Source organism: Bacillus sp. ME78, assembly GCF_903970865.1.
GTDB classification, from domain to species: domain Bacteria; phylum Bacillota; class Bacilli; order Bacillales; family Bacillaceae_G; genus Bacillus_A; species Bacillus_A cereus.
In genome coordinates this window covers 83,580-108,361 of record NZ_CAJCKK010000009.1, presented here as the reverse complement: position 1 = coordinate 108,361, position 24,782 = coordinate 83,580, and the positions used below count along the sequence as shown (strand labels likewise).

Sequence of the window (24,782 nt, the reverse complement as noted above, 5' to 3'; positions counted from 1 at the left end):
CAAAGAAAAGCCGCGGTATACCGCGGCTTTTTCTTATCGTTTTCCTTCTACTTTAATCATGTCAACAAAAGCATCTAATGCGATTGTTTCTGATTTTTGTTCACCATATTTACGTACGTTTACGCCGTTTTCAGTTACTTCATTGTCACCTACTACAAGCATGTACGGAATTTTTTGCATTTGTGCTTCACGGATTTTGTAACCGATCTTCTCTTCACGAGTGTCTAATTCAACACGAATACCAGCACGACGCAATTCGTCTTGTACTTTCTTCGCATAGTCTAAATGTACTTGCGGAGAAACTGGAATTACTTGTACTTGAACTGGAGCTAACCAAGTTGGGAATGCACCTTTGTATTCTTCAATTAAGAAGGCTACGAAGCGTTCCATAGTTGATACAACACCACGGTGAATTACAACTGGACGATGTTGCTTACCGTCTTCGCCAACATAAGTTAATTCAAAGCGTTCTGGAAGTAAGAAGTCTAATTGTACAGTTGAAAGTGTTTCGTCTTTTCCAAGAGCAGTACGAACTTGAACATCAAGTTTTGGACCGTAGAATGCTGCTTCACCTTCAGCTTCATAGTAATCAAGACCCATTTCATCCATAGCTTCTTTTAACATACCTTGTGCTTTTTCCCACATCTCATCATCCGCATAATACTTTTTAGTATCTGCTGGATCACGATAAGATAGACGGAATGAGTAGTTCTCTAAACCGAAATCTTTGTACACTTCTAGAGTTAAGTTTACAACACGTTTTAACTCTTCTTTAATTTGATCTGGACGAACGAAAATGTGCGCATCGTTTAAAGTCATTCCGCGTACACGTTGTAACCCAGATAACGCACCTGACATTTCATAACGGTGCATTGTTCCAAGTTCCGCAATACGGATTGGTAATTCACGGTAGCTGTGAATATCATTTTTATAAACCATCATATGGTGAGGACAGTTCATTGGACGAAGAACTAATTCTTCATTATCCATTTCCATTGATGGGAACATGCCATCACGGTAGTGATTCCAGTGACCAGAAGTTTCATATAACTCTCTACTTCCTAATACTGGAGTGTATACGTGATCATAGCCTAAGCTTGCTTCTTTATCAACGATGTAACGCTCGATAATACGACGAATTGTTGCACCCTTTGGTAACCAAAGTGGTAAACCTTGTCCTACTTTTTGGCTATTAGTAAATAGTTTTAATTCTTTACCTAATTTACGGTGATCGCGCTCTTTCGCTTCTTCAAGCATACGTAAGTGCTCATCTAATTCTGCTTTCTTAACGAATGCAGTACCGTAAATACGTTGTAACATTTTATTATTGCTATCGCCGCGCCAGTAAGCACCTGCAACGCTTAATAATTTAAACACTTTAATTTTCCCTGTAGATGGAAGGTGAACACCACGGCAAAGGTCGAAGAATTCGCCTTGCTCATAGATTGAAATAACTGCATCCTCTGGAAGATCGTTAATTAAATCTAATTTTAACTCATCACCAATTTCTTCAAAGCGACGAAGTGCTTCTGCACGTGGCACTTCATGACGAACGATTTCTAAGTTTTCGTTCACGATTTTTTGCATTTCTTTTTCGATTTTCTTGAAGTCTTCAACTGTAATTGCTTCTTCCATATCGATATCGTAATAGAAGCCATTTTCAATTACTGGACCAATGCCAAGCTCAAGCTTAACATCTTTATATAAACGTTTTAACGCTTGTGCTAAAAGGTGGGCTGTTGAATGGCGTAAAATATATAAGCCATCTTCAGAATCTAATGTAATAATAGAAACTGCACCATCTTCTTCGATTGGTGTAACAAGATCGATCATCTCATCGTTTAATTTTCCAGCTACAGCTTTTTTCTTTAAGCCTGGGCTAATAGAAGCTGCGATTTCTTCAGTTGTTACGCCTTTTGGAAACTCCTTCACAGCTCCATCAGGGAAAGTAATTTTAACTACATCTGCCATCACTGGTCACTCCTCTTTTTCTCAAAATAAAAAACACTCATCCCGTAAAAAGGGACGAGTGTTGAATTCGTGGTTCCACCCTTGTTCCAATTAACATAATTGTTAATTGCTCAAGTTCAACATAACGGTGTTGTCCGTTAGCAATTACTAGAAAAACCGTTCACTGCTAAAGTTTAGAGGTGGTAAGTAATAATCCCGTACTAGGAAGCTCACACCCTAAGGCTTCCCTCTCTGAAAATCGTAGAAAACTACTCATGTCCTCATCATGACATTTCGATATATTTCATTTATGTAGGTAATTATATGCTCAAAAACTTAGAAAATCAAGGGCGTTACCTTTATTTTTTAAATTTTTCACATTGCGCTCAAAATCATGTAATCCATGTAATTGGACCCGTTCTTGAAACACATTTCGCAAAGTAATAATCATATTATGGTCTTGTTCTTTCGTATATAAATAAATCTTTTTGGGCGAAATAGAAAGAAGCGGCGCAATTACTTTCGTATCAATATATACATCATTTTGCTTTAATAATTCCTCATCTATATATTGGACCAACTTCTCCTGTTTTAAACGTCTTCCTTTATCATCATAAAAGATAAAGCTTTCATCAAAAATAAGATGCACGCAGGACAAGCGTGATTTACGGCTACTTACTTGTTGCCGAAGCGTCTCAATGAACATTTGGTATTCTTGCTCCATCTTATATTCATCAATTGCCACTTCCGCAAGTTTAGCCACCATTTCCCTATATGTACGAAGACGAAAACGGATATATGATGAAAACGAGAATGAGAGCGGATCACAAAGCCAATTATTTAAAGAAGACTTAATATATGACTCAAATGCGTTACGCGTTAAATCCTGAGCTACCCCTTTTCTTCTTCCCTTTAAAATCTCATGTGCCATGTGCAATATTTGATGACACTCTTCTTGTTCTTCATAAAAAAACTTTTCTTTTAAGATCGTATAAATCCACTCATTTTGTTTCACATTCACAATAAAATACACCATTACCGGCAATAAGATCTTTTCAATATAATTTGATTCACGTACTGGTATGTGAATCACCACTTTTTGTTCCTGTAAATACACACTCGTTTCCTTATATAATACTTCCGCTCTTTTCAGCAATTGTCTATATACGTGCATAGCATCATTTTTTTCTTCGAAGCAAATTTCAATCACTTTTGTCCCCCCTTTTATCCCTGCTCTAAAGGACTGTATCTATACGTTACAAATCCTATAAGAGTCCGTCCCGCGTGAAGTTCACTCTTAGTAGAATTACATTTCCTATCGTTAGAAAATCCACTCAATATGGCTTGCTAATTTTATATATATTAAGGGAGGGAGAAAAAAATGATACAAGCTACTATGAATTTTTTTATTGTATACTTTACTTATTACTAAAGGGAAGTATCTGAATGTTTGAATATAAATTCGTAAAAGTCGAATTTCATTGGGGGCTCACTCGCTCAAAACTAGCTGAAGACTACCAAGAAATTATTCAAGAACATGCTAGAGATGACTGGAGGTTCGTACAGATTGTTGCCCCTACGATTGGCAGTTCTGGACAACCTGAATATTTCGATCTCATATTTGAAAAGAAAATATCACTATAATACAAAAGAGCAAGCTTCTCAGCTTGCTCTTTTACTTATGACGACGGTTTTTCCCACCAATTGGAATTGGTTTCGCTAAATATTTAATTCGTTCCATAATACGTGCTGCCTTCATTTCTTCAGCCTCACCACGTTGTGTATACGTTAAATGATGTTCCAATTGTTTAAAATCAAAATTAGACGTAAAGAACGTCGGTAAGTTTTCTAACATACGGAATTGCAAGATTGCACCAAGCACATCGTCACGCACAAAGCTCGACATCGCTTCTGCCCCGATATCATCTAACATTAAAACTTGTACGCGTTTAACCGCATCAATCTTTTCGCCAATCGAATTATCTTGAATCGAACTTTTAATTTCACGTAAAAATTCCGGGAAGTATACGAGCATCGAACTTATTTTCTTTCGAGCAAGCTCGTTCGCAATTGCTCCTAAAAGGTACGTTTTTCCTACACCAAATTTACCGTACAAATATAAACCTTGTGCTTTTTTACCTGGTTCATATGTACTTAAAAATTCATTCGCTGCGCCAATTGCATCGATACGTGCATTTAAGTCAGAAGGGTCTAAGTTTTCCATAGTTGCCTGTAAAATATCCGTTGGCATATATACACTTTGAACGAGTTTTTCATATTTCTTTCTCTCGTCATATGCTACTTTTCTAACGCAACGATCGTATTGAATATCAATCATCTTCCCTTGAATAACAAGCTTTGGCTCGTATCCTTGCAGCATATTTTTACATGCACCTAAATCCGGACAATCCACGCAACCTACACTTTGTCCAATATATTCATATAACTTCACAAGACTGCGCTCAATCATAGAAGTCGTTACTTCACCTTTATGTTCGTCTATAAATTCTTTTACACGCGGGTGCGCCATTACTTCTGCCTTTAATACTTCATATCTATTTTTAAAATTTTCATTTTCCATTAATTTTGTAAATGAATTTTGAATATGCTCCATTTTCTCACCTCAAAGAGCGTTCATTCTCTTCTATTAATCACGCTTATATTTTTTTAACACTTCTTCTAATCGTTTTCGTTCATCTTCTAGCGTACTTGCATCTTTTTCTACACTTACATCTTTCTTCGCCGTTTCTTTCTCTTGTTCTTTCGGCTCTTCTTCCTTAAGCCAATCTGGCACCATTTCTTTTCGTACCGTTTTCTTCGCCGTACGGCCTTTTTTCTTCGTCTCAGCCCACTCTTGATATTGACGGTTCTCTTCTTTCGCTAACGCCATCGCGTCCGCTACTGTACCGACCTTTTTACGTGCCCAATGCCCAGCAATCTTCTCGACATACGTTTTCGCAAGTTTCATATCTGAGCGTAGCATAACGTAATAAATAAGTACATTCACAACTCCTGGTGTCAATTTTTGATTAATCATGACATCTTCAACGATTTGCAAGTCCGCTTTCGTTGCCTCTGCACCACCAGAAATCTCTTTCAATAGTTGTTTTGGCGAGATTTCCTCTAGCTGCTTTATTAACATCTCCTCTTGTGATGAAGGCTCTTTCTCTTTCATCGTACGTGCAGCATGAGGCTGTACTCTTTCACTTAGTACCGGTAATGCTTGACCATTTTCAAATTGATACCAATCTCGCGCTCCTTTTCTAAGCCTTTCCATATCAATTGTTTGCATCTCTGTCACCGCACCAAGAACGATATTTTGCATCGATAACACATCTACACCATACACGTAAGCAAGTGTTATAACGCAGTCTCTTACTTGATCTGTAATCGCCTTTTTAGGAACAAGAGCGGACAATCCATCTACAAATAAAGAGAAATCAAAGAAATCATTCCAAACTTTCGGAGCGTCTCCCTTCTCGTTACTTGGCATAGTTGTCGTTTTTGGAATACGAAGGTCTTCTTGCGCATGCTCAAGCTGTCCTGGATTAAACGAACCAAACACATCATTGAAAGAGCGCGTAACATTTTCATAAGAAGCAAAATCAAATTCTTCTTCTAAGAAATATTGCTTTACTTGATTATATTTTGTCCGACTCAATCGATTGTATAAAAAGATACTTAAAACAATATCATCAAAAAACTGCTTCGGAGATAAAGGTGGTTGCAACTCATATATGAACATTCGAATATCTTTTTCTTTCTTAATATATACCTTCAAAAGCCCAATTGCCTCTAACTTTACTCGTTCCTCATATATTTCAGGAAGTTGCATTTGCATAGTCACCATAAGGGAATGATGTGTATTCTCTTTTCCAAATACACGATCTTGCTCTAGCTCCCCCCATAGTGTCATGTATAAGCTAAAAGCTCTACTACCTATTAACGGCTGATACAACATCGTCAATACTTTTCGGTCGTAATTATGCAGTAGCCCTTTCGCACTTACTTTATAACGATCAATCGGCAATAGCTCCATCCATGACTGTTTTTCCATTCTTGCTTTTCCTTTCTCTCATCCAATCTATCCTCTACTTCATTCCTTCTATCTTCATTATATAAATTCTTAGTGAAAAAGAGCTATTAGCTTTCGCTTCTAGCTCTCTTATCCTATTACTTACGGTATGTAAAGAGAATAAAATACAACTTCTACTCTCTTTCTTTTTGCAGTATATCTTTTAATTCTTCAATAAATACATTTAAATCTTTAAATTGACGATATACAGAAGCAAAACGTACATAAGCAACATCATCAATATCGCGAAGTTCTTCCATAACAATTTCACCAATCATATCACTTTTCACTTCTGATATACCTAAATTACGCAGTTCACGTTCCACGCTTTGTGTTACTTCTTCTAATTGTCTTAAAGATACTGGTCTTTTTTCACACGCTTTAATTAAACCGCGTAAAATCTTTTCTTTATTAAACTCTTCTCGTGTGCCTTCTTTTTTAACAACGATAAGAGGTGACTCTTCTACCCTTTCAAAGGTCGTAAAGCGACTTAAACAACTTTCACACTCTCTTCTTCTTCGAATAGAGCGCCCCTCGTCTACCGGACGCGAATCTAACACTCTTGTACCATTATGAGAACAGGATGGACAACGCAATTCATTCACTCCTTTACACTATACTCTTTATTTTTCTCTACTCAATTCACCTAAAATATATATACAATATTATATAACTCATTCTAACTCTCTTACCACTTTAAGTTTCAGCGCATCACTTTATCATCTCATACTTAAAAATAAGATGGTATATAGGGCACTACCTCATTTGCAAGAGTCCAATGTATTCAACTAACGAGTACGTTATATTTTTCCTTTTTTATAAACTAAAAAAGAGGTGCATTATACACCTCTTTACATTTTAAATCAATTATGTTCTTTTTTAAAGAGCTTTTGTTTCTCTCTGCTTAATTTCGAAGCTACCAGTGCCTCGAGGAAGCTCGATGCTCTCACGCGTTTTCGCGTTTAAACCTTCTGCAATATATTCTGCAGCAACATTTGGATCAATACGATCCCCACAAGTATAAACATCAATACTTGCGTAACCGTGCTCCGGAAAGCTATGAATTGTTAAATGTGATTCTGAGATAATTACTACTCCACTTACACCTTGTGGTGCAAATTTATGGAAAGCAACCTCACGCACTTCAGCACCAGCTCTTAGTGCTGCATCCACAAATAATTGTTCAATATACGGCATGTCATTAAGCTTGTCGAAATCGCAATCCCAAAGTTCAGCGATCACGTGACGACCCATCGTATCCATAGTATCCATTCTACAGTTCCCCCTTGTAAATTTATTCTAACTGTTCGAATTGAAAACTAATTTGCAATTTGGCTTGCTCCACTACCACGGGGGAAAGTTAGTCCAGAGAGGTCCTAACCCTTTAAGTAGTGACTACGTACCTCAGCTCTTAAGTTTACGAGTGTTAGTATACTTTGTTTATTTTCATTTTGCAACAACAGTTTTTTCGATTTTCTGTCATATTTTCCTCTTTACTTTTCCCTAAAAAAAATAAACGATTCACAAATGCAGTAATCACAACGTTTCGTGGTATGTCCACTTTTTAAAATATACTTATATAATTTTTTTCCTTTTCAGAAAAAAATAAAAAAAGAGGGCAAATATTGCCTTGCCCTCTCCTCCCTTATTCACTTAAATGTGTTGTACATTTTCTTGTTTCGCTAACTCTTCAACAACTAACGTTACAAGATCTACAACACGACGAGAGTAGCCCCACTCGTTATCATACCAAGCAAGTACTTTCACTTTACGATCACCCATTACCATTGTAGATAAACCATCGATAATAGCTGAATGTGTATTTGTATTAAAGTCGATAGATACTAAAGGCTCTTCGCTGAATTCTACAATACCTTTTAACGCACCGTTTGCAACAGTTTTGAATGCATCATTAATAGCTTCAACTGTCACATCGCGTTTTACATCTACTACTAAGTCAACAAGAGACACGTTTGGTGTTGGTACACGAAGTGCCATACCATGAAGTTTTCCGTTTAAGTGCGGAAGAACTTTTGCTAGCGCTTTCGCAGCACCTGTCGTTGTCGGAATGATTGATTGTCCGCAAGCACGTGCTCTTCTTAAATCTTTATGTGGGTTATCAATATTTTTTTGGTCATTTGTATAAGCGTGAACTGTCGTCATTAAACCGTTTTCAATTCCAAACTGCTCATCTAACACCTTCACAACAGGCGCTAAACAGTTTGTTGTACAAGATGCATTTGAAATAACAGTATGTTTTGTAATATCTAATTGGTCTTCGTTCACACCAACTACAATTGTTACATCTTCATTTTTACCAGGCGCTGTTAAAATAACTTTTTTCGCTCCAGCTTCAACGTGAAGAATTGCTTTTTCTTTTGAATTAAATTTACCAGTTGCTTCAATTACAACCTCAACACCTAAATCTGTCCAAGGCAATTCCTTTGGATCGCGGTTGTTTAAAAGGCGAATCATTTTTCCATCAACTAATAAGTGATCTTCAAATGCTTCTACTGTTCCGTCAAACTTGCCATGAACTGTATCATATTTAATTAAGTGTGCTAACGTTTCAGATGGATAGCTTGCATTGATTGCTACAATTTCGAATGCGCTTTCTTTTATTGCTTGACGAAATACCATTCTCCCAATACGTCCAAATCCATTAATTGCCACACGAGTCATAATATGTTATCCCCCTTGAATGCGTTATACTATTTATCTCCAATCCCAATAATAGTATAACACAAAAAGGAGATATGTCACTAAGCATTTTCATTAATTTCACAATTTTTTAGTCAATAATGTTCCACTTCTTTAAAATTACCTGCAATTGTGTTTTCGTTCCCATAATTGTGCCATCATTATTTATCACTTCATCTGCATTTTTCACTTTTTCTTCTAACGGCATTTGAGATTGAATACGAGCTGTTGCTTCTTCTTCTGAAAAGTTATTTCGTTTCATTAAACGTTCTAATTGCGTATGCGGCTTAACCGCTACAACTAAAATGCGGTCAACGAGACTTGTTAATTTGCTTTCAAATAAGAGAGGAATATCTAACACAACCGCTTGCATACCTTCTTTTATGTACATTTCCTTTTTCCTATTCATTTCCTCACGCACTGCAGGATGAACAATTTTATTTAACTGCAATCGTTTTTCTTCATTATAGAAAACGACACTTCCCAGTTTTGGACGATCTAGTTCTCCATCTTCTTGTAACACTTCCGTTCCAAATACTTCTACTATTTTGTTATATGCTGGTTTTCCTTGCTCTACAACTTCTCGTGCAATAATATCTGCATCAATAACCGGTATGCTTAGTTCACGAAACATTTGAGATACTGTACTTTTTCCACTTGCAATGCCTCCTGTTAATCCAATTACTACTGTCATAATAAGCCTCCTCATAATAAAAGGCGCGAAACTAATGTTCCACGCCCATACTTACATTTTCCAAATTCCAATAATGATGAGTAATACTCCAGGCAGGAATGTAAATTTTTGTAACCACTTCATATTCGATAAAACCGTTCCAAGTTTCATTCCAATAAATAAAAACAAAGAACTCATAATTGCAACTAATATCGCCATCATAGCGGGTGCATACCCTAATAAAGATGCACCAATTCCGGCACCAAATGAGTCTACAGAAAGAGCGATACCAAGAAGCAATGCCTCTCCTGCAGAAATGGTGCCTGATTTATCAAAATCTGCTACAGTCGGTTTCCGTAAAATTTGAATCACTAGCCCTAGCGAGGCAATCTCTAATTTCCAGACCTTCTCCTCTTGCTTCGGTTCTTCTTTTTTCTCACTTCGAAAAAATTGATACAATACCCAAATCCCTATTCCAATAAGAACAAGCCCACCGATACGCGTTGCGATAACAGGTGAAAATACTTTCGCGATCATATGTCCAATTCCCATTGAAACAAGCATAACAGCCGCTGAACACATTCCGATAATTATAATTGATCTTAGTGGAATTCTTACGCTTCTTAAACCATATGTTAGCCCTACACTACAGCTATCTAAGCTTAATGTAAAAGCTAATAAAATAAGAGATAAATAAAGGTACATCGGTAAGCTCCTCCCTTATACATAGCTCTGCTGTATGTATATGACAAATGCCTATCCGATGTTATCTCTTTTCTATATTCTTGGCTGACAAATTGGGCAGTAATGCGTTCCTCTTCCGCCAACAACTGTTTTTTCTAATATCGTACCGCAAGTTACACACGGTTCTCCTTTTTTTCCGTATACATTTAGGAGTTCTTGGAACGAACCAATTTGCCCTTGTGAGTTGATATACGTTCGAATTGTACTTCCGCCACGCTTCACTGCTTCTCCTAGCGTTGTAACGGTAGCCTCATAAATTCGCTCAATTTCTTCTTTTGTCAAAGACGACGCTTCTCGTTCCGGATGAATTTGAGAACGGAATAAAACTTCATCCACATATATATTTCCAAGCCCTACTAAAAGACGCTGGTCCAATAGCACAACTTTTATTTTACGATTTGTCTTTTGCAATCTTTCTTGTAAATACTGTGGTGTCAATTCAGCATCAAACGGCTCCGGACCTAAGTCAGCAAGAGGCATTTGGTTCATCTCTTCACCTTTCTTAAAGAGATGCATCGTACCAAACTTTCTCACATCTTTATAATGTAATTCAGTTCCATCTGTAAATAAGAAACGGACGTGCGTATGTTTATCAATCGGCTCATCCTCTTGATGTAGTAAAAACTTACCTTCCATACGCAAATGTGAAACAATAACATAATTTGTTACATATAGAAGCAAAAATTTTCCTCTTCGCTTTATATTTTCAATCTTCTCGCCTTTTAGCATTTCTTTAAAGATTTCTGCATCATCCGGTCGTTTCACTATTTTTGGATAAGTAACAATAACATCTTCAATCGTTTTTCCTGTTACAAGATTTTCAAGTGTCCGTCTGACGTTTTCAACCTCTGGTAATTCAGGCATTTCATCACTTCCTTATTTTGCGTCGTACCAAGTTGGACCGTAAGAATAATCAACTTTCAGCGGAACTGCGAGTTCAATTGCATGCTCCATTACTTCAGGTACAAGCTGCTCTAATTTTTCAATTTCTTCTTTTGGTGCTTCAAATATTAATTCATCGTGTACTTGCAGAAGAAGACGCGCTTGTAATCCTTCTTCTTCTAAACGATCTGCCATAATAATCATCGCTTTTTTAATAATATCTGCTGCAGTACCTTGGATTGGTGTATTCATCGCTGTACGCTCAGCGAAGCTACGTAAATTGAAATTACGACTCGTAATTTCTGGAATATAACGGCGACGATTTAATAATGTAGCCACATATCCTTTTTGTTTCGCATCTTTTACGATGTCCTCCATATATTCTTGTACACCAGGGAAACTTTCTAAATACTTTTCAATAAATTCCGCTGCTGCTTTTCTTGTAATCCCTAAGTTTTGTGAAAGACCATAATCACTAATACCATACACAATTCCGAAGTTAACAGCTTTCGCTTGTCGTCTCATATTTGAAGTGACTTCATCTTTTTCAACGCCAAATACATCCATAGCTGTTTTCGTGTGAATATCCATGTCATGCTGGAATGCTTCAACTAGCCCTTTATCATTTGCAATATGAGCTAATACACGCAGTTCGATTTGTGAATAGTCAGCCGCATACATAATCCAACCTTCTTCTGATGGAACAAATGCCTGACGAATCTTTCTTCCTTCTTCTAATCGAATCGGGATATTTTGCAAGTTCGGATCCGTTGAACTTAATCGACCTGTTTGCGTTAACACTTGATTAAAGCGAGTATGAATTTTAGATGAATCTTCATGCACAACTTTCAGTAAACCTTCAATATAAGTTGAATTTAGCTTCCCTAATTGACGATAATGTAAAATGTTTGGAATAATTTCATGGCGATCCATAAGCTTGTCTAATACATCAGCTGACGTAGAATAACCTGTTTTCGTCTTTTTAATAACCGGTAAGTTTAAGTTCTCAAACAGAATTACACCAAGCTGCTTCGGTGAATTAATATTAAATTCTGTTCCCGCAAGCTTATAAATTTCCTGTTCCATTTCCTTTAATCTACCTGCGAGTTCTTCTCCCATATTACGAAGACGCTCCGTATCAACTTTTACACCTTTTACTTCCATATCAGCTAATACACGCGCAAGTGGCAATTCTAACTCTGTAAACAGTTCATATTGCTCATTCTTCTTTAACTCTTCAACGAATGTTTGCTTTACATCATATAATACATGCACTTTACGAGCCACATGCTCCGCTACTACTTCTAACTCTGGAACAGCACGCTTCGCACCTTTTCCGTAAACTTCTTCATCTGATTTCACAGCATGCGTTTCTTTCATTTTCGCTACAGTACGGAAATCTTTATCTGTATCAGCCGGGTCAAGTAAATAAGCAGCGATTAATAGATCAAAGTCAATCCCTTGCATATCTATCCCATTCCATTTCAGTGCAACGATTGCTCGCTTCGCATCAAATGTATGCTTTCTCATTTCTCCATTTGCAAGCCATGCTTTAAATGCATCCGATGCAAGAGCAATATCCTTCTGAATAAAGTAGCAACCATTTTCATTTTGAATACCAAAGCCTTGAATGTCCGCCTTATGATAATTATCTTCTTGCACTTCTACGATAAGCGCACTATCTTGCTGAAGCATTTCTTCTGTAACTTCTTCCACAATATCAAATGTAATATCATCTAATTCAGCTGGAGCTGTTTCTTCTGGCGTAACGCCTAATTTATTTAAAAGAGATGTAAATCCTAAACTCTCGAACATTGGAATCACATCACTTGCTTCATATCCTTTATACGCCATATCATCCACATGAACTGTAATCGGTGCATCTGTAATAATAGTCGCAAGATCTTTACTCATAAGAGCTTGTTCTTTATTTTCTTCTAGTTTTTCTTTTAATTTCTTCCCGCTTACTTGATCTAGATTTTCATACACTTCTTCAACCGTTCCAAACTGTGTTAACAATTTAATCGCCGTTTTTTCACCAACTCCTGGTACACCCGGAATATTATCTGATTGGTCTCCCATTAAACCTTTCATATCGATAATTTGCTTTGGTGATAAGCTATATTTTTCAAATAAAGCTTCTTTCGTATATTCATCTACTTCCGTAATCCCTTTTCGCGGAATACATACAAGCGTGTTATCAGAAACAAGTTGAAGTAAATCTTTATCTCCTGAAATAACTTTTACACTTGCTCCTTGTTCACTCGCTTCTTTTGCTAGCGTTCCCATAATATCATCCGCTTCATAATTTTCTAATTCATAACGCGGTACGTTGAATGCATCCAGCATCTCACGAATAAACGGGAACTGCTCTGATAATTCAGGTGGAGTCTTTTGACGTCCTCCTTTATACTCACTATACGTTTTATGACGGAAGGTTGTTTTGCCTGCATCAAACGCCACTAACATATGAGTTGGCTTTTCTTCCTCTAATATTCTGATTAACATCATTGTAAAACCGTAAATTGCGTTCGTATGTATACCTTTGTCGTTATTTAAAAGCGGTAGTGCAAAGAAAGCACGATACGCGATATTATTACCATCTACTAATACGACCTTTTTTTCCAAAATTGAAACCTCCCCATACAAATTTGAAATGATTTTTTTCCCAGAAAAAAACCGTTCCTTTCCTCTCTCTATATTAACATGACTAATAGAGAGAAGAAAAATAACGGTTATTTTCTTTCATATATAAAACAGACTTATATTGGCATAAAGGGAAGTGACGAGAACAGCTTAACTATTCTCGTCCAAAATTACTCCTTGGATGAAGGGGTTTTCATGTATTATATTAACAGAGCTTTATTAATATTTAATTAAGCCATTGTTAATATATTGTAAACATCCTTCATCCTATTTTTCAGTTGCTGATTTTGGTAAAACAACTGTAAATGTTGTCCCTTCCCCAACTTCACTATCCACTGTAATTGTACCGTGATGCGCCTCTACTAAATGCTTTACAATTGATAATCCGAGGCCTGTACCACCAGTATTTCTACTTCTCGCTTTATCCACTCGGTAAAAGCGTTCAAAAATACGCGGAATTTCCTCTTTACTAATACCAATTCCAGTATCCGATACTTTTATATAAGCATTATACTTATCTTCCGCTAACTCTACTGAAACAACGCCTCCAGCCGGTGTATATACGATCGCGTTATTTATTAAATTAATAAAGATTTGTTTCAAACGACTTGGATCTCCAATAACAGAAGCACGTTTTAATACATTCACTTGTAAAGAGATTTCTTTTTCTCCTGCTTTATTATCAAGCACCATATGAATATCTTCAAGCAGCCCCTTCATGTCAACGGTTCCCATATTTAATTTAAATCCTTGTTGTTCGATCTTTGACAAATCTAATAAATCTTCAATTAATCCTTGCATGCGCTCACTTTCTTTTAAAATAATGTGCAAGAAATGTTCGCAGAATTTTTTATTATCCATCGCTCCGTCTAAGAGTGTTTCTGAAAAACCTTTAATAGAAGTAATCGGTGTCTTTAATTCATGAGAAACATTCGCTAAAAAGTCTTTTCTCATTTGTTCTAATTTCTTTAACTCTGTTATGTCATGGAATACGAGAACAATCCCTTTCCATTCATGGTTTGTCCCGATAATCGGCGCTCCATATACTTCGAAATGCTTCCGCTCAATTCCAAGTGGCAATAACATTTGTTTACGCACTTTCACTTCTGTCATAAAGATTTCTTCTACAAGCTCAATAATTTCTGTATGATGAAACGATTCATAATATAAGCGATCTAAATATTCTTCATCTGTTACGTGGAAAGTTTCCTTATAAGAGCGGTTTACAAGGTTTATATACCCGCGGCTATCAATTAAAATCATTCCGCTTCCCATATTTTCAATTAACGTATGCAGACGATCTTGCTGCATTTCTTGTTCAAGTGTCATCTCTTGTAAGTTACGAGCTAAAATATTAATCGCTTTACTCAGCATTCCTGTTTCATCCGAATGACTTTCGTATGCACGTGCTTTATAATTACCCTTTGCCAATTCAATTGCAACTTTTGTAACCGATTCAATCGGCCTAATATATTGCCCTGTAATTTTCATACCTAAAAATACAACTACGAGACAAGCAATAACAAATCCGATAATTAATAATCCCCACGTTTTTTGATGTACGTCTCTTAAAGGATCGATTGTACTTTTCACCAAAACGTATCCTTGTTTTCCTTCTACATCTTGAACGAACACCGCATGATAAAATTCATTCTTTCGATCTGTCTCTTTCGTAATCACTTTACTTCGTTGTTTTGCCACTTCCGAAGAAAGTTCTTTAATCGTTTCTGGACTAAATGCCAATTCTTGTCCTTTTCTATATTGAACTTTCTTTTTTTCATCCACAAATACGATAGAAGCTGGTATTTTTTCTTCTAACTTTTCAAATACGTATGGATTTTTTAAGACATTATCAAAACCTTGCTCTTCTGCTAACGCCGCAACATACTCTGTCTCTTTTACCATTCTCTCTTTAGCATGATCTATATAGTAGTTTTCAAACACAGTTTCTAGCAATAAACCTAGTCCAACTAAAATAAATACAATAAGAGAAACAAATGTAAAAAGAAGCCTGGAACGAAATTTATTCATTCCCTTTTGGCTCCTCTAATTTATATCCTAAACCACGTATCGTTTTAATGTACGTCGGTTTTTTCGTATTTTGTTCAATTTTATCGCGCAAATGGCTAATATGAACATCAACAATTCGCGTATCACCAGCAAAATCATAATTCCATACAGCACTTAATAATTGATCACGCGTCAACACGCGACTTTTATTTTTCGCAAGATACACAAGTAGTTCAAATTCTTTTGGTGTTAATTCAAGCTTTCTTCCTTGGAAATAAGCCTCATAAAACTCCGGTAAAATTTTAAGTTCTGCAATTGTGATGCTATCTTCATCTGGCGCTTCTGCAACTTGTTCTTCTTGTTGTAATTTCGTGCGGCGCAAAATCGCCTTCACACGAGCAACAACTTCCCTTGGACTAAATGGCTTCGTCATATAATCATCTGCCCCAAGTTCAAGGCCTAGCACCTTATCAAACTCATCATCTTTTGCCGTTAACATTAAAATCGGCGTCATAACGCGCTGCAATCGTAATTCTTTACACACTTCCATACCATCCATTTTCGGAAGCATTAAATCTAATATAATTAAATCTGGGCGTTCTGTTGTCGCTTTTTGAAGCGCTATTTCTCCATCCATCGCTGTTATAACTTCAAACCCAGCTTGTTGTAAATTAAATTCGATTAAAGTTAAGATAAATTCCTCATCATCAACTACTAAAATACGATTGTTCATTCTTTTCCTCCAAGTTATAGACTTGAAACCTTCTTCATCCTAGTATTTTCCCCGTTATTCTCATCATACTAGAAAACAAGGTCCCTCTCAATATAATTGTCTATTCATGGAGATCGTTTGTGTAGAATTGAGAAAATAGAAGTAATTACGATTCACCTGCAACTACACAGGATTTTGCCAAACTTTATAGATTACTCTCTCTTCTTTAAAGCTCACTTCCGTATGAACTATAAAATCTTGATTTTGTGCTAGGAAAAACGAAAGAGCATACGCAATTTTATAATCCGGTGTTTCATATCCATCAAATACTCTCCCGTGCATTTCATTCGCAACCCCGTCTGCCCACACTTCAGCTTCTCTTACCGTTTCAAAGATAACGGCTTCTCCTTTCCACCTCATCTTAAAGAATCACTCCTTCCATTGACTTAAATTATCAAATTATAATATAGTAAATATTATTAATCCGATAATCCGAATATAAAAATGGGTCTATTATGCGACTATTACTACCTATTTTAACTTTAGTAGTAACATGTTTCCTTACTTTTAACGTACCGAGCTGGGATACGATTAAAACGGGGTGCTCAGAATTTGCTGAAGGGTTCAAAGAAGGATTTTTCAACTAAAAATAGCGCTAGCATCCTTATTCAAGGTATGCTAGCGCTATTCATATTTTCATCTTTTAAAAATTATCTAATGCTTTTTCCATAATGGAAACAGATTTAAAAGGCGGCGTGACTGTTAATGAACCTTTTACAACAGTTTCTCCTTTTTCATCATGAGCAGATACAAGCATATCAATTGTATGTTCCTCCTCAGAAACAGCCACAACTTCAAAGTGGATTTGTAACGTTTCATAATGGTGAACATGCTTCACGAACGTAAGGTCCTTTCTAGTAATATGACTTCCTGGACCCGGTAAATATTTCGTAACTGCCGTTGTAATCATTCCCGTTAGCATAATGCTTGGTACAATCGGCTTTTCATACGGAGTTTGGGATGCGTAATCATGCTGAATATATAATGGATTGGCATCATTCGTTAACCCTAAGTACAATAACAAATCTTTATCCTCAATTTTTTCAGTGATAGATAATTTCTCTCCTACTGTAATTTCATCCATTTTACGACCAATTTGAACTTTTTTCTTTAACATGTTACAACCCCCTCCGATTTTTTCACCTTATTATCCTACTAAAAGCGATACCTTATCCGAAATTTACTATGATGAGGGCAATGTATAGTATAAATCTATAGTTTCATTATAGGATACTACAAATGATAGCGTTTTCATATTATTTCAAAAAAACAATTCGGTAAATAGTAGAAAAAGATTCGGAATCCCGAATCTTTTTTACTACTATTCAATTATTAAACAAGAACTTTCATTACGTTACGTACAGATTCTACAGAGCGATCTAACGCTTCTTTTTCATCTGCAAGAAGTTCTAATTCAATAATTTTTTCAATTCCGTTACCACCTAGAATTACTGGTACCCCTAAGTAAAGGTCACTATAACCATACTCACCTTCAAGGTACGCAATAGCTGGTAATACACGGCGTTGATCTTTTAAGATTGCTTCTGTCATTTCAACTAAAGAAGCTGCTGGTGCGTAATATGCACTACCGTTTCCTAATAAGCCTACAATCTCACCGCCACCTTTACGTGTACGTTCTACGATTGCTTCTAAACGCTCTTTCGGAATTAACGTTTCTAACGGAATACCGCCTGCATAAGAATAACGCACAAGAGGTACCATGTCGTCACCGTGTCCACCAAGAACAAATCCTGTAATGTCTTTCACAGAAAGATTTAATTCTTGTGCGATGAATGTACGGAAACGAGCTGTATCTAATACGCCCGATTGGCCAATTACACGCTCTTTCGGGAATCCTGCTTCTTTAAATACAGAATATGTCATTGCATCAACTGGATTTGTTAACACAACAATAATTGCATTTGGTGAATGTTTTGCAATGTCGCGCGTAATACTTTTCATAATTTTAGAGTTCGTTGCTACTAAGTCATCACGGCTCATACCAGGCTTACGTGCAATACCTGCTGTAATAACGACAACGTCAGAATCAGCAGTATCTGCGTAATCAGATGTTCCAATAATGTTAGCATCAAAACCTTGTACTGGGCTCGCTTCTAACATATCTAACGCTTTCCCTTTTGTTGGATTTTCCAGTTGTGGAATGTCCACTAATACAACATCTGCAAGTTCTTTTTGTGCTAATAAGAATGCCGTTGTTGCTCCTGTAAATCCTGCACCGATGACTGAAACTTTCTTGCGTTTGATTGTCATAATTTACCCCCCGCTTTAATTATGCGTTTTTGATTATCGCTACATCCATGTTTTTAATAAGCTCATTAGCAAACTCAGAACACTTCACTTCTGTTGCGCCTTCCATTAGGCGAGCGAAGTCATATGTTACTACTTTTGATGCAATTGTTTTCTCAACTGAATCTGTTACTAATTTCGCTGCTTCATTCCATCCTAAGTGTTCTAATAATAATACACCTGAAAGAAGAACTGAAGATGGGTTTACTTTATCTAAACCTGCATATTTTGGAGCTGTACCGTGTGTAGCTTCAAAGATAGCATGTCCAGTCACATAGTTAATGTTTGCACCAGGTGCAATACCAATTCCACCTACTTGTGCAGCAAGTGCATCAGAGATATAGTCACCATTTAAGTTCATTGTTGCAACAACATCGAACTCACGTGGACGAGTTAAAATTTGTTGTAAGAAGATGTCTGCAATAGAATCCTTTACGATGATTTTTCCAGCCACTTCAGCGTCTGCCATCGCTTTATTTGCTGCATCTTTACCATCTTTTTCAACAATGCGATCATATTCAGCCCAAGTAAATACTTTGTCGCCGAATTCTTGTTCCGCTACTTCGTAACCCCAGTTTTTGAAAGCACCTTCTGTAAATTTCATAATGTTTCCTTTATGAACTAATGTAACAGAAGAGCGTTTTTCATTAATTGCATATTGAATTGCAGCACGAACAAGACGCTTTGTCCCTTCTTCTGAGATTGGTTTAATACCAATACCAGATGTTTCTGGGAAGCGGATTTTATTAACACCCATTGCTTCTTTTAAGAAAGCAAGAACTTTTTCTGCTTCTGGAGATCCTTGTGCATATTCAATTCCAGCATAAATGTCTTCTGTATTTTCACGGAAAATAACCATATCAGTATCTTCCGGACGTTTTACAGGTGAAGGAACACCTTCAAAATAACGAACTGGACGTAGACATACATATAGATCTAATTCTTGACGAAGTGCTACGTTTAGAGAACGAATACCACCGCCAACTGGAGTTGTAAGTGGACCTTTAATTGCGATTAAATATTCGCGAATTAAATTTAAAGTTTCTTCTGGTAACCACTCGCCTGTTTGGTTGAATGCTTTTTCCCCTGCAAGCACTTCTTTCCAAACGATTTTCTTCTCACCATCATAAGCTTTTTCAACTGCTGCTTCTATTACGCGAGATGCAGCTGCCCAAATATCAGGACCAATTCCATCTCCTTCAATAAATGGAATAATCGGATTGTTTGGTACATTCATAACACCATTAGTTACAGTAATTTTTTCACCTGTCGTCAATGTGATAACCCCCATGTTTGAAATTTCATATGTATGAAACTGAGGGAATAACCCCTCAGTTCAAACCGTTAGTCAAATTAAAATATTCTAATCATTACATCTTTCCGAAAAAATCAGACTTTTGAAAGCGTATTTTCACTATCGAAATAGTGTTTTTCGCTTATCTTTGTGCGATTGGAACATACACTTGATGCGTTGGTCCATTATAATCAGCACGCGGACGGATTAAACGGTTGTTTTCATATTGTTCTAGAATATGAGCTAACCAGCCTGACATACGGCTAATTGCAAAAATAGGTGTAAATAAGTCATGGTCAATTCCTAAACAATGGTATACAGAAGCTGAATAGAAATCGACATTTGGTGGAAGACCTTTTTCTTTTGTTACAATGTCTTCAATTTTGATAGACATATTATACCATTTGTCTTCTCCTAAAAGCACGCATAATCTCTTAGACATTTCACGTAAGTGTTTTGCACGCGGATCACCTTGCTCATACACACGGTGGCCAAAGCCCATGATTTTTACTTTATTTTGAAGAGCATTATGAATATATGACTCTACATTTTCTTCTTCGCCAATTTCAGTTAACATCTTCATTACATTTTCATTTGCCCCACCGTGAAGAGGACCTTTTAATGCACCGATTGCTGCTGTAATACCAGAATATACATCTGACAGTGTAGCTACGCAAACACGTGCAGTAAATGTAGAAGCGTTTAACTCATGATCTGCATGAAGTACAAGTGCCTTATCAAAAGCTTCAATTTCAACTTCATTTGGCTCGCGATCATTTAACATGTACAAGAAGTTTGCAGCTAATGATAAATCTTTTCTTGGCTCAACAATATCTAAACCTTTACGGATTCTCGCGTAAGCAGCAACTAAAGTTCCCACTTGAGCCTGTAATTTAACCGCTTTCAAATAATTGGACTTTTCATCCATAATTTCAGCGCTCTCATCGTATAATGATAGCATGGAAATTGCAGTTCGTAAAACAGACATCGGATGTGCAATTTTTAAATCTACTTGTTTCAAATATGTTAAAATCTCACCTGGAACTTTATAGTATTCAGATACAATTTCATTAAATTCCGCTAGTTCTTTTTCATTAGGAAGCTTGCGGTGCCATAATAAGTACACTACTTCTTCAAACGTAGCATTCTCAGCTAAATCATCAATATTATACCCAACATAAGTTAATGTATCATCAATAATAGAGCTCACAGATGATGTTGTTGCTACTACCCCTTCTAAACCTCGAATAACAGTCATGACATTCTCTCCTTTTCCTGAAAATTCTCCCAACCTTGCTCCTTATATCTATTTGCTCCCCTTATGAATTATGAACGCCCGTTCACTCTTTAGGCAAGCAAAATGCACGATCATGCAAATTTGTTGCGATGTTCCCCTCTTATTGTCCATTGTTTACATGGAAAGCATGAGCGTGAATGTCTCCCCGAATCCTCACGCTCAAAACAACAAGTTAGTGAGGAAAATACATTCCGAAGAGTTTTATGATAAAAACAACATAAAACAATATCATTATAAAATTGTTTTATGTTGTTTTTATTTTATCTGGTGTAAAGTCTCTGCTGTTATGTAACTTTTCAAAGTTTCTAATCCTATTATAAACAATTATCTGACTTTTGTGAACAGAAAGAATTCAAAAATTTTATATTACTATAAAATTCCTTATTTAAACATCTGTATAATACTCATAACCGCATAGGCAATTCCAGCCCCAATTAACGGACCAACAGCAACCCCATTAAATAACGCAACCGCTATAATTGTCCCAAAAACAAGCGCAGTTGTAATATGAGGATCCGTTGTCAACAATTGTACGCCGCCTTTCGCTAACAAAGCGACCGCTACACCTGAAGCTAAAGCAATCCACGCATAATACGATTTCGCCGCTTCTCCAAGTTGTTTAAAACCTATTTCCCCCGTCGCAATCGGTACGAGCACCGCTATTGTAATGACCGTTACACCTAGGTTAATTCCTTTCGTTTGTAAATAAGGAAAGACCTTATCTCCTAAAAACGTAAACTTCAATAGAAATAACACACCAATAGCTACAGTAAGCGATTGGTTTTTAGCAATAAGTCCTATAATAAGTAGTATGAATAAAAATAACGTTGACTGACTAATCATGTTTGCACTTCCTTTCTGAAAATAATGAACTCATTTCCAAACAAAAATACCTTTAAACCTATCGTTATACATGCTATATCGATGCCTATTCAACATGAATCACTTCATTTTTTATGTATTTTAAAATGATAAATTGAGACTTTCACCATAAAAATTTAAGCATGTATACATTTTAAAAAACAGGCGTCTCTTCTTTCTTTTCTAATTAGAAACAGGTAAAATAAAAAGAAGAGAAAATGAAGTTTTTACCATATAGTAGAAGCATCAACACCAAGCTTTCACAGTCACTCACATACTGAAAAAGCAGGAAAAATCCATCATTCCACTATAACATAAAGTGAAACTTTAATCAGTGGGGCACACTCGTTATAAGTTGAACGAATTAGGATAATCCAAATTGGAATGGGAGGTATACATCTTTGAACCGAAACTTACTATATATGATATTGCGACTCATATTTGTCATTGTAGCAACGGTAGCTGGGTTCTATGTATTACTATACATGTCAGGGCTTATCTATCCTTTTATTATCGCTTTTGCATTTGCTTATTTGATTAATCCTGTCGTCAATTTCCTTAATCAAAAACTACAATTTCCTCGCGCACTAGCAGTACTCGTTAGCTTAATTCTCGTATTTGGAGCTATCGTTGGACTTGTTACATATCTTGTGACTGAAGCAATATCTGCCACAACATACTTACTACAACTTGTTACAGTAAAGTTTCCAGATATCGTTACATTCGCCCAGCAATTTGCACTTAATCATATTATGCCTCTCTACGATGATTTAATCTCTAAATTTAATCATCTTGGAGAACCACAGCGCTATACAATTACACAAAACATTCAAAACTTAGGAACAGAGGCAACAACACAAATGAAAGAACTTTTAACCGCCATTATAAGCGGGTTAACGAATTTCATTAGTGCACTGCCAACAACTTTAACTGTCCTTGTATTCATTTTATTAGCCACTTTCTTCATTAGTTACGATTGGCACCGTCTTGCTCAAAAAGCAAGAAAATTACTACCAAATCGTGTACATGGCTACGGAAAAACTATTTTTGTCGACTTAAAAAAAGCTTTATTCGGTTTTGTGAAAGCACAACTTACACTCGTATCTATGACAACCGTTATTGTACTGATCGGACTTTTAATATTACGCGTACCATACGCCATTACTATTGCGATTATTACAGGAGTTGTAGATTTACTACCATATTTAGGAACAGGCGCAGTCTTCGTTCCATGGGTTATATACGTATTTTTCACTGGCGATACCGCATTCGCCATTGGTCTTCTCATTTTATACATCGTCGTGATTGTCCAAAGACAAATTATGGAACCGAAAGTACTTTCATCTAACATCGGTCTCGATCCATTAGCAACACTCGTCGCTCTATTTGTCGGCTTTAAACTTTTTGGCTTTTTAGGATTAATCATCGGTCCAGTCACCTTAGTACTACTTAATACATTACACAAAGCTAATGTCTTCCATGACTTGTGGAAATATATTAAAGGTTCACCTTCAAAATAACAGTTTCTAATTCATACAAAAAATTAAGCTATAATCAGTGGGAAATTCCCACTGATTATTCCTTTTACCTATTTTTCACACTACTCACACGCAACAAGAGCATTACCCAGAAACAGGATAATCCTCTTGTTTTTTTGCATAAAAAAACACATATTCTAGTTAAAAATACATTTTTATTCTATTTTATCTATAATTATTACTTACATTTATTACTTTTTATGTAAATGAATAAATATACAAAACGGCATAAAATAAGGCTTCAACTAACAATCACCACCTTTTATATGAATTCTTTACACCAATCGCTCCTTTATATACAAAAGCAAAACTTTAATTTGACTGCATTTCACACCATCTTATTCATCCAAATTAATAGCACTAAAAAATCACACGTTTAATCGAAGCACAACAAGAGTTCAAACGAAAATTATATAGCAAATATAATAAGCGGACGTTTTGTTCATCCCCCCCACATCAAACACTTACGAGCATCCCAGCTTTGAGATAGAAATTCCACACCCCCAAATAACGCGGTAAAGCAAAGCTTCAATCAGAAAGTTCCTCCCCTCTTACAAGACAAAAAAATAGCACTTAGATCGTTATAATCTAAGCGCTACTTCTGAATGATAATAGTAGAGTTCTTTCTAAACTTCCATTCCATCCACTTCATAACAAGCGGCTTCAATAAAGCTCTCGTAATAGGGATTACGCAGATAAACCCTAGCACATCTGTCACATAACCAGGAAGCACTAAGAGAATACCTCCTACAAATACAAAAATACCATCTAATACTGCCTCACCTGGCATTTCCCCTCTATTCAACTTAGATTGAATCTCTCCAAGCACTTTAAATCCTTGTCTTTTCGCCAAATACACACCTACTACACCTGTAAATACAATCATAGCGAACGTAGACCATAAACCTATTACATGACTTGATCCGATTAAGACCGTAATCTCAATCGCCGGTATTAAAATAAACAAGAATAGTAACCACTTCATAGTTCTACACCTCTCTCACAACTCACTTTTAACACCCTCACAACGCCT

General features: G+C 36.3%; 23 protein-coding genes and 1 other annotated feature. Of the genes, 3 read left to right on the top strand and 20 right to left on the bottom strand.

What is annotated here, in order from left to right; translation table 11 throughout:
* Window positions 1-33 precede the first annotated feature (33 nt).
* Window positions 34-1,971 (bottom strand): threonine--tRNA ligase, encoded by a 1,938-nt coding sequence (gene thrS, locus H6481_RS12910; RefSeq protein ID WP_000786077.1) that lies wholly within the window; start codon window positions 1,969-1,971, stop codon window positions 34-36.
* Window positions 1,972-2,018: 47 nt separating this feature from the next.
* Window positions 2,019-2,247: a binding site (T-box leader), on the bottom strand.
* A gap of 31 nt (window positions 2,248-2,278) precedes the next feature.
* Window positions 2,279-3,160: a putative sporulation protein YtxC gene (ytxC, locus tag H6481_RS12905; RefSeq protein ID WP_000569629.1), complete on the bottom strand. Its 882-nt coding sequence runs from the start codon at window positions 3,158-3,160 to the stop codon at window positions 2,279-2,281.
* Window positions 3,161-3,396: 236 nt separating this feature from the next.
* Between ytxC and H6481_RS12900 the strand changes: the two genes are divergently transcribed.
* Complete coding sequence (locus H6481_RS12900) at window positions 3,397-3,594, top strand: DUF4177 domain-containing protein (protein WP_000464454.1); 198 nt, start codon at window positions 3,397-3,399, stop codon at window positions 3,592-3,594.
* 31 nt (window positions 3,595-3,625) lie between these two features.
* Here H6481_RS12900 and dnaI read toward each other — a convergent pair whose 3' ends face one another.
* The 12 genes from dnaI to H6481_RS12840 all read right to left on the bottom strand — a co-directional run bounded on the left by dnaI (window position 3,626) and on the right by H6481_RS12840 (window position 16,812).
* Window positions 3,626-4,564, bottom strand: a complete 939-nt coding sequence (gene dnaI, locus H6481_RS12895; RefSeq protein WP_000400120.1) for a primosomal protein DnaI — start codon at window positions 4,562-4,564, stop codon at window positions 3,626-3,628.
* Window positions 4,565-4,597: 33 nt separating this feature from the next.
* Window positions 4,598-6,007, bottom strand: a complete 1,410-nt coding sequence (locus tag H6481_RS12890; protein ID WP_000415025.1) for a DnaD domain protein — start codon at window positions 6,005-6,007, stop codon at window positions 4,598-4,600.
* A gap of 152 nt (window positions 6,008-6,159) precedes the next feature.
* Window positions 6,160-6,621 carry a transcriptional regulator NrdR gene (gene nrdR / locus H6481_RS12885; RefSeq protein WP_001203687.1) on the bottom strand — a complete coding sequence of 154 codons (462 nt, stop codon included), beginning with the start codon at window positions 6,619-6,621 and terminating at the stop codon, window positions 6,160-6,162.
* Window positions 6,622-6,904: 283 nt separating this feature from the next.
* Complete coding sequence (gene speD / locus H6481_RS12880) at window positions 6,905-7,288, bottom strand: adenosylmethionine decarboxylase (protein WP_002003660.1); 384 nt, start codon at window positions 7,286-7,288, stop codon at window positions 6,905-6,907.
* 390 nt (window positions 7,289-7,678) lie between these two features.
* Window positions 7,679-8,707 (bottom strand): glyceraldehyde-3-phosphate dehydrogenase, encoded by a 1,029-nt coding sequence (locus H6481_RS12875; protein ID WP_000198974.1) that lies wholly within the window; start codon window positions 8,705-8,707, stop codon window positions 7,679-7,681.
* Window positions 8,708-8,816: 109 nt separating this feature from the next.
* Window positions 8,817-9,419: a dephospho-CoA kinase gene (coaE, locus tag H6481_RS12870; RefSeq protein WP_182811958.1), complete on the bottom strand. Its 603-nt coding sequence runs from the start codon at window positions 9,417-9,419 to the stop codon at window positions 8,817-8,819.
* A gap of 51 nt (window positions 9,420-9,470) precedes the next feature.
* Window positions 9,471-10,103, bottom strand: a complete 633-nt coding sequence (ytaF, locus tag H6481_RS12865) for a sporulation membrane protein YtaF (RefSeq protein ID WP_000281743.1) — start codon at window positions 10,101-10,103, stop codon at window positions 9,471-9,473.
* Window positions 10,104-10,175: 72 nt separating this feature from the next.
* Window positions 10,176-11,006, bottom strand: coding sequence for a DNA-formamidopyrimidine glycosylase (gene mutM, locus H6481_RS12860; RefSeq protein WP_071731428.1), 831 nt, complete (start codon window positions 11,004-11,006; stop codon window positions 10,176-10,178).
* A 12-nt stretch (window positions 11,007-11,018) separates the two neighbouring features.
* Window positions 11,019-13,652 carry a DNA polymerase I gene (gene polA, locus H6481_RS12855; RefSeq protein ID WP_182811955.1) on the bottom strand — a complete coding sequence of 878 codons (2,634 nt, stop codon included), beginning with the start codon at window positions 13,650-13,652 and terminating at the stop codon, window positions 11,019-11,021.
* A gap of 285 nt (window positions 13,653-13,937) precedes the next feature.
* Window positions 13,938-15,701: a sensory box histidine kinase PhoR gene (gene phoR / locus H6481_RS12850; protein WP_088021596.1), complete on the bottom strand. Its 1,764-nt coding sequence runs from the start codon at window positions 15,699-15,701 to the stop codon at window positions 13,938-13,940.
* On the bottom strand, window positions 15,694-16,413 hold the full coding sequence (gene phoP, locus H6481_RS12845) for a two-component system response regulator PhoP (RefSeq protein WP_182811952.1): 720 nt from the start codon (window positions 16,411-16,413) through the stop codon (window positions 15,694-15,696). Before phoP ends, phoR begins: the two co-directional genes overlap by 8 nt.
* A 162-nt stretch (window positions 16,414-16,575) precedes the next feature.
* Window positions 16,576-16,812: a hypothetical protein gene (locus H6481_RS12840; RefSeq protein ID WP_001267348.1), complete on the bottom strand. Its 237-nt coding sequence runs from the start codon at window positions 16,810-16,812 to the stop codon at window positions 16,576-16,578.
* A gap of 95 nt (window positions 16,813-16,907) precedes the next feature.
* On the opposite strand from H6481_RS12840, the gene H6481_RS28815 reads away from it, so the two are divergent.
* Complete coding sequence (locus tag H6481_RS28815; protein ID WP_001238014.1) at window positions 16,908-17,039, top strand: hypothetical protein; 132 nt, start codon at window positions 16,908-16,910, stop codon at window positions 17,037-17,039.
* A gap of 56 nt (window positions 17,040-17,095) precedes the next feature.
* On the opposite strand, the gene H6481_RS12835 is transcribed toward H6481_RS28815, so the two are convergent.
* From H6481_RS12835 to H6481_RS12815, 5 genes are all read right to left on the bottom strand, one after another.
* Entirely contained in the window at window positions 17,096-17,569 is a 474-nt protein-coding gene (locus H6481_RS12835) for a MaoC/PaaZ C-terminal domain-containing protein (protein ID WP_000914180.1), read from the bottom strand.
* Between the two features lie 215 nt (window positions 17,570-17,784).
* The gene (gene mdh, locus H6481_RS12830; RefSeq protein ID WP_000153232.1) at window positions 17,785-18,723 is read right to left on the bottom strand and encodes a malate dehydrogenase; all 939 of its coding nucleotides are present in this window, start codon (window positions 18,721-18,723) and stop codon (window positions 17,785-17,787) included.
* Between the two features lie 19 nt (window positions 18,724-18,742).
* Window positions 18,743-20,035 (bottom strand): NADP-dependent isocitrate dehydrogenase, encoded by a 1,293-nt coding sequence (icd, locus tag H6481_RS12825; protein ID WP_000206893.1) that lies wholly within the window; start codon window positions 20,033-20,035, stop codon window positions 18,743-18,745.
* A 160-nt stretch (window positions 20,036-20,195) separates the two neighbouring features.
* Window positions 20,196-21,344 (bottom strand): citrate synthase, encoded by a 1,149-nt coding sequence (citZ, locus tag H6481_RS12820; RefSeq protein ID WP_000503651.1) that lies wholly within the window; start codon window positions 21,342-21,344, stop codon window positions 20,196-20,198.
* Between the two features lie 387 nt (window positions 21,345-21,731).
* Window positions 21,732-22,193 (bottom strand): DUF441 domain-containing protein, encoded by a 462-nt coding sequence (locus H6481_RS12815; protein WP_000625507.1) that lies wholly within the window; start codon window positions 22,191-22,193, stop codon window positions 21,732-21,734.
* 419 nt (window positions 22,194-22,612) lie between these two features.
* Between H6481_RS12815 and ytvI the strand changes: the two genes are divergently transcribed.
* Window positions 22,613-23,731 carry a sporulation integral membrane protein YtvI gene (gene ytvI / locus H6481_RS12810; protein ID WP_006926492.1) on the top strand — a complete coding sequence of 373 codons (1,119 nt, stop codon included), beginning with the start codon at window positions 22,613-22,615 and terminating at the stop codon, window positions 23,729-23,731.
* A 613-nt stretch (window positions 23,732-24,344) separates the two neighbouring features.
* Here the strand turns inward: ytvI and H6481_RS12805 are convergent.
* Window positions 24,345-24,734 carry an FxsA family protein gene (locus tag H6481_RS12805; RefSeq protein ID WP_000871631.1) on the bottom strand — a complete coding sequence of 130 codons (390 nt, stop codon included), beginning with the start codon at window positions 24,732-24,734 and terminating at the stop codon, window positions 24,345-24,347.
* Between the last annotated feature and the right edge of the window lie 48 nt (window positions 24,735-24,782).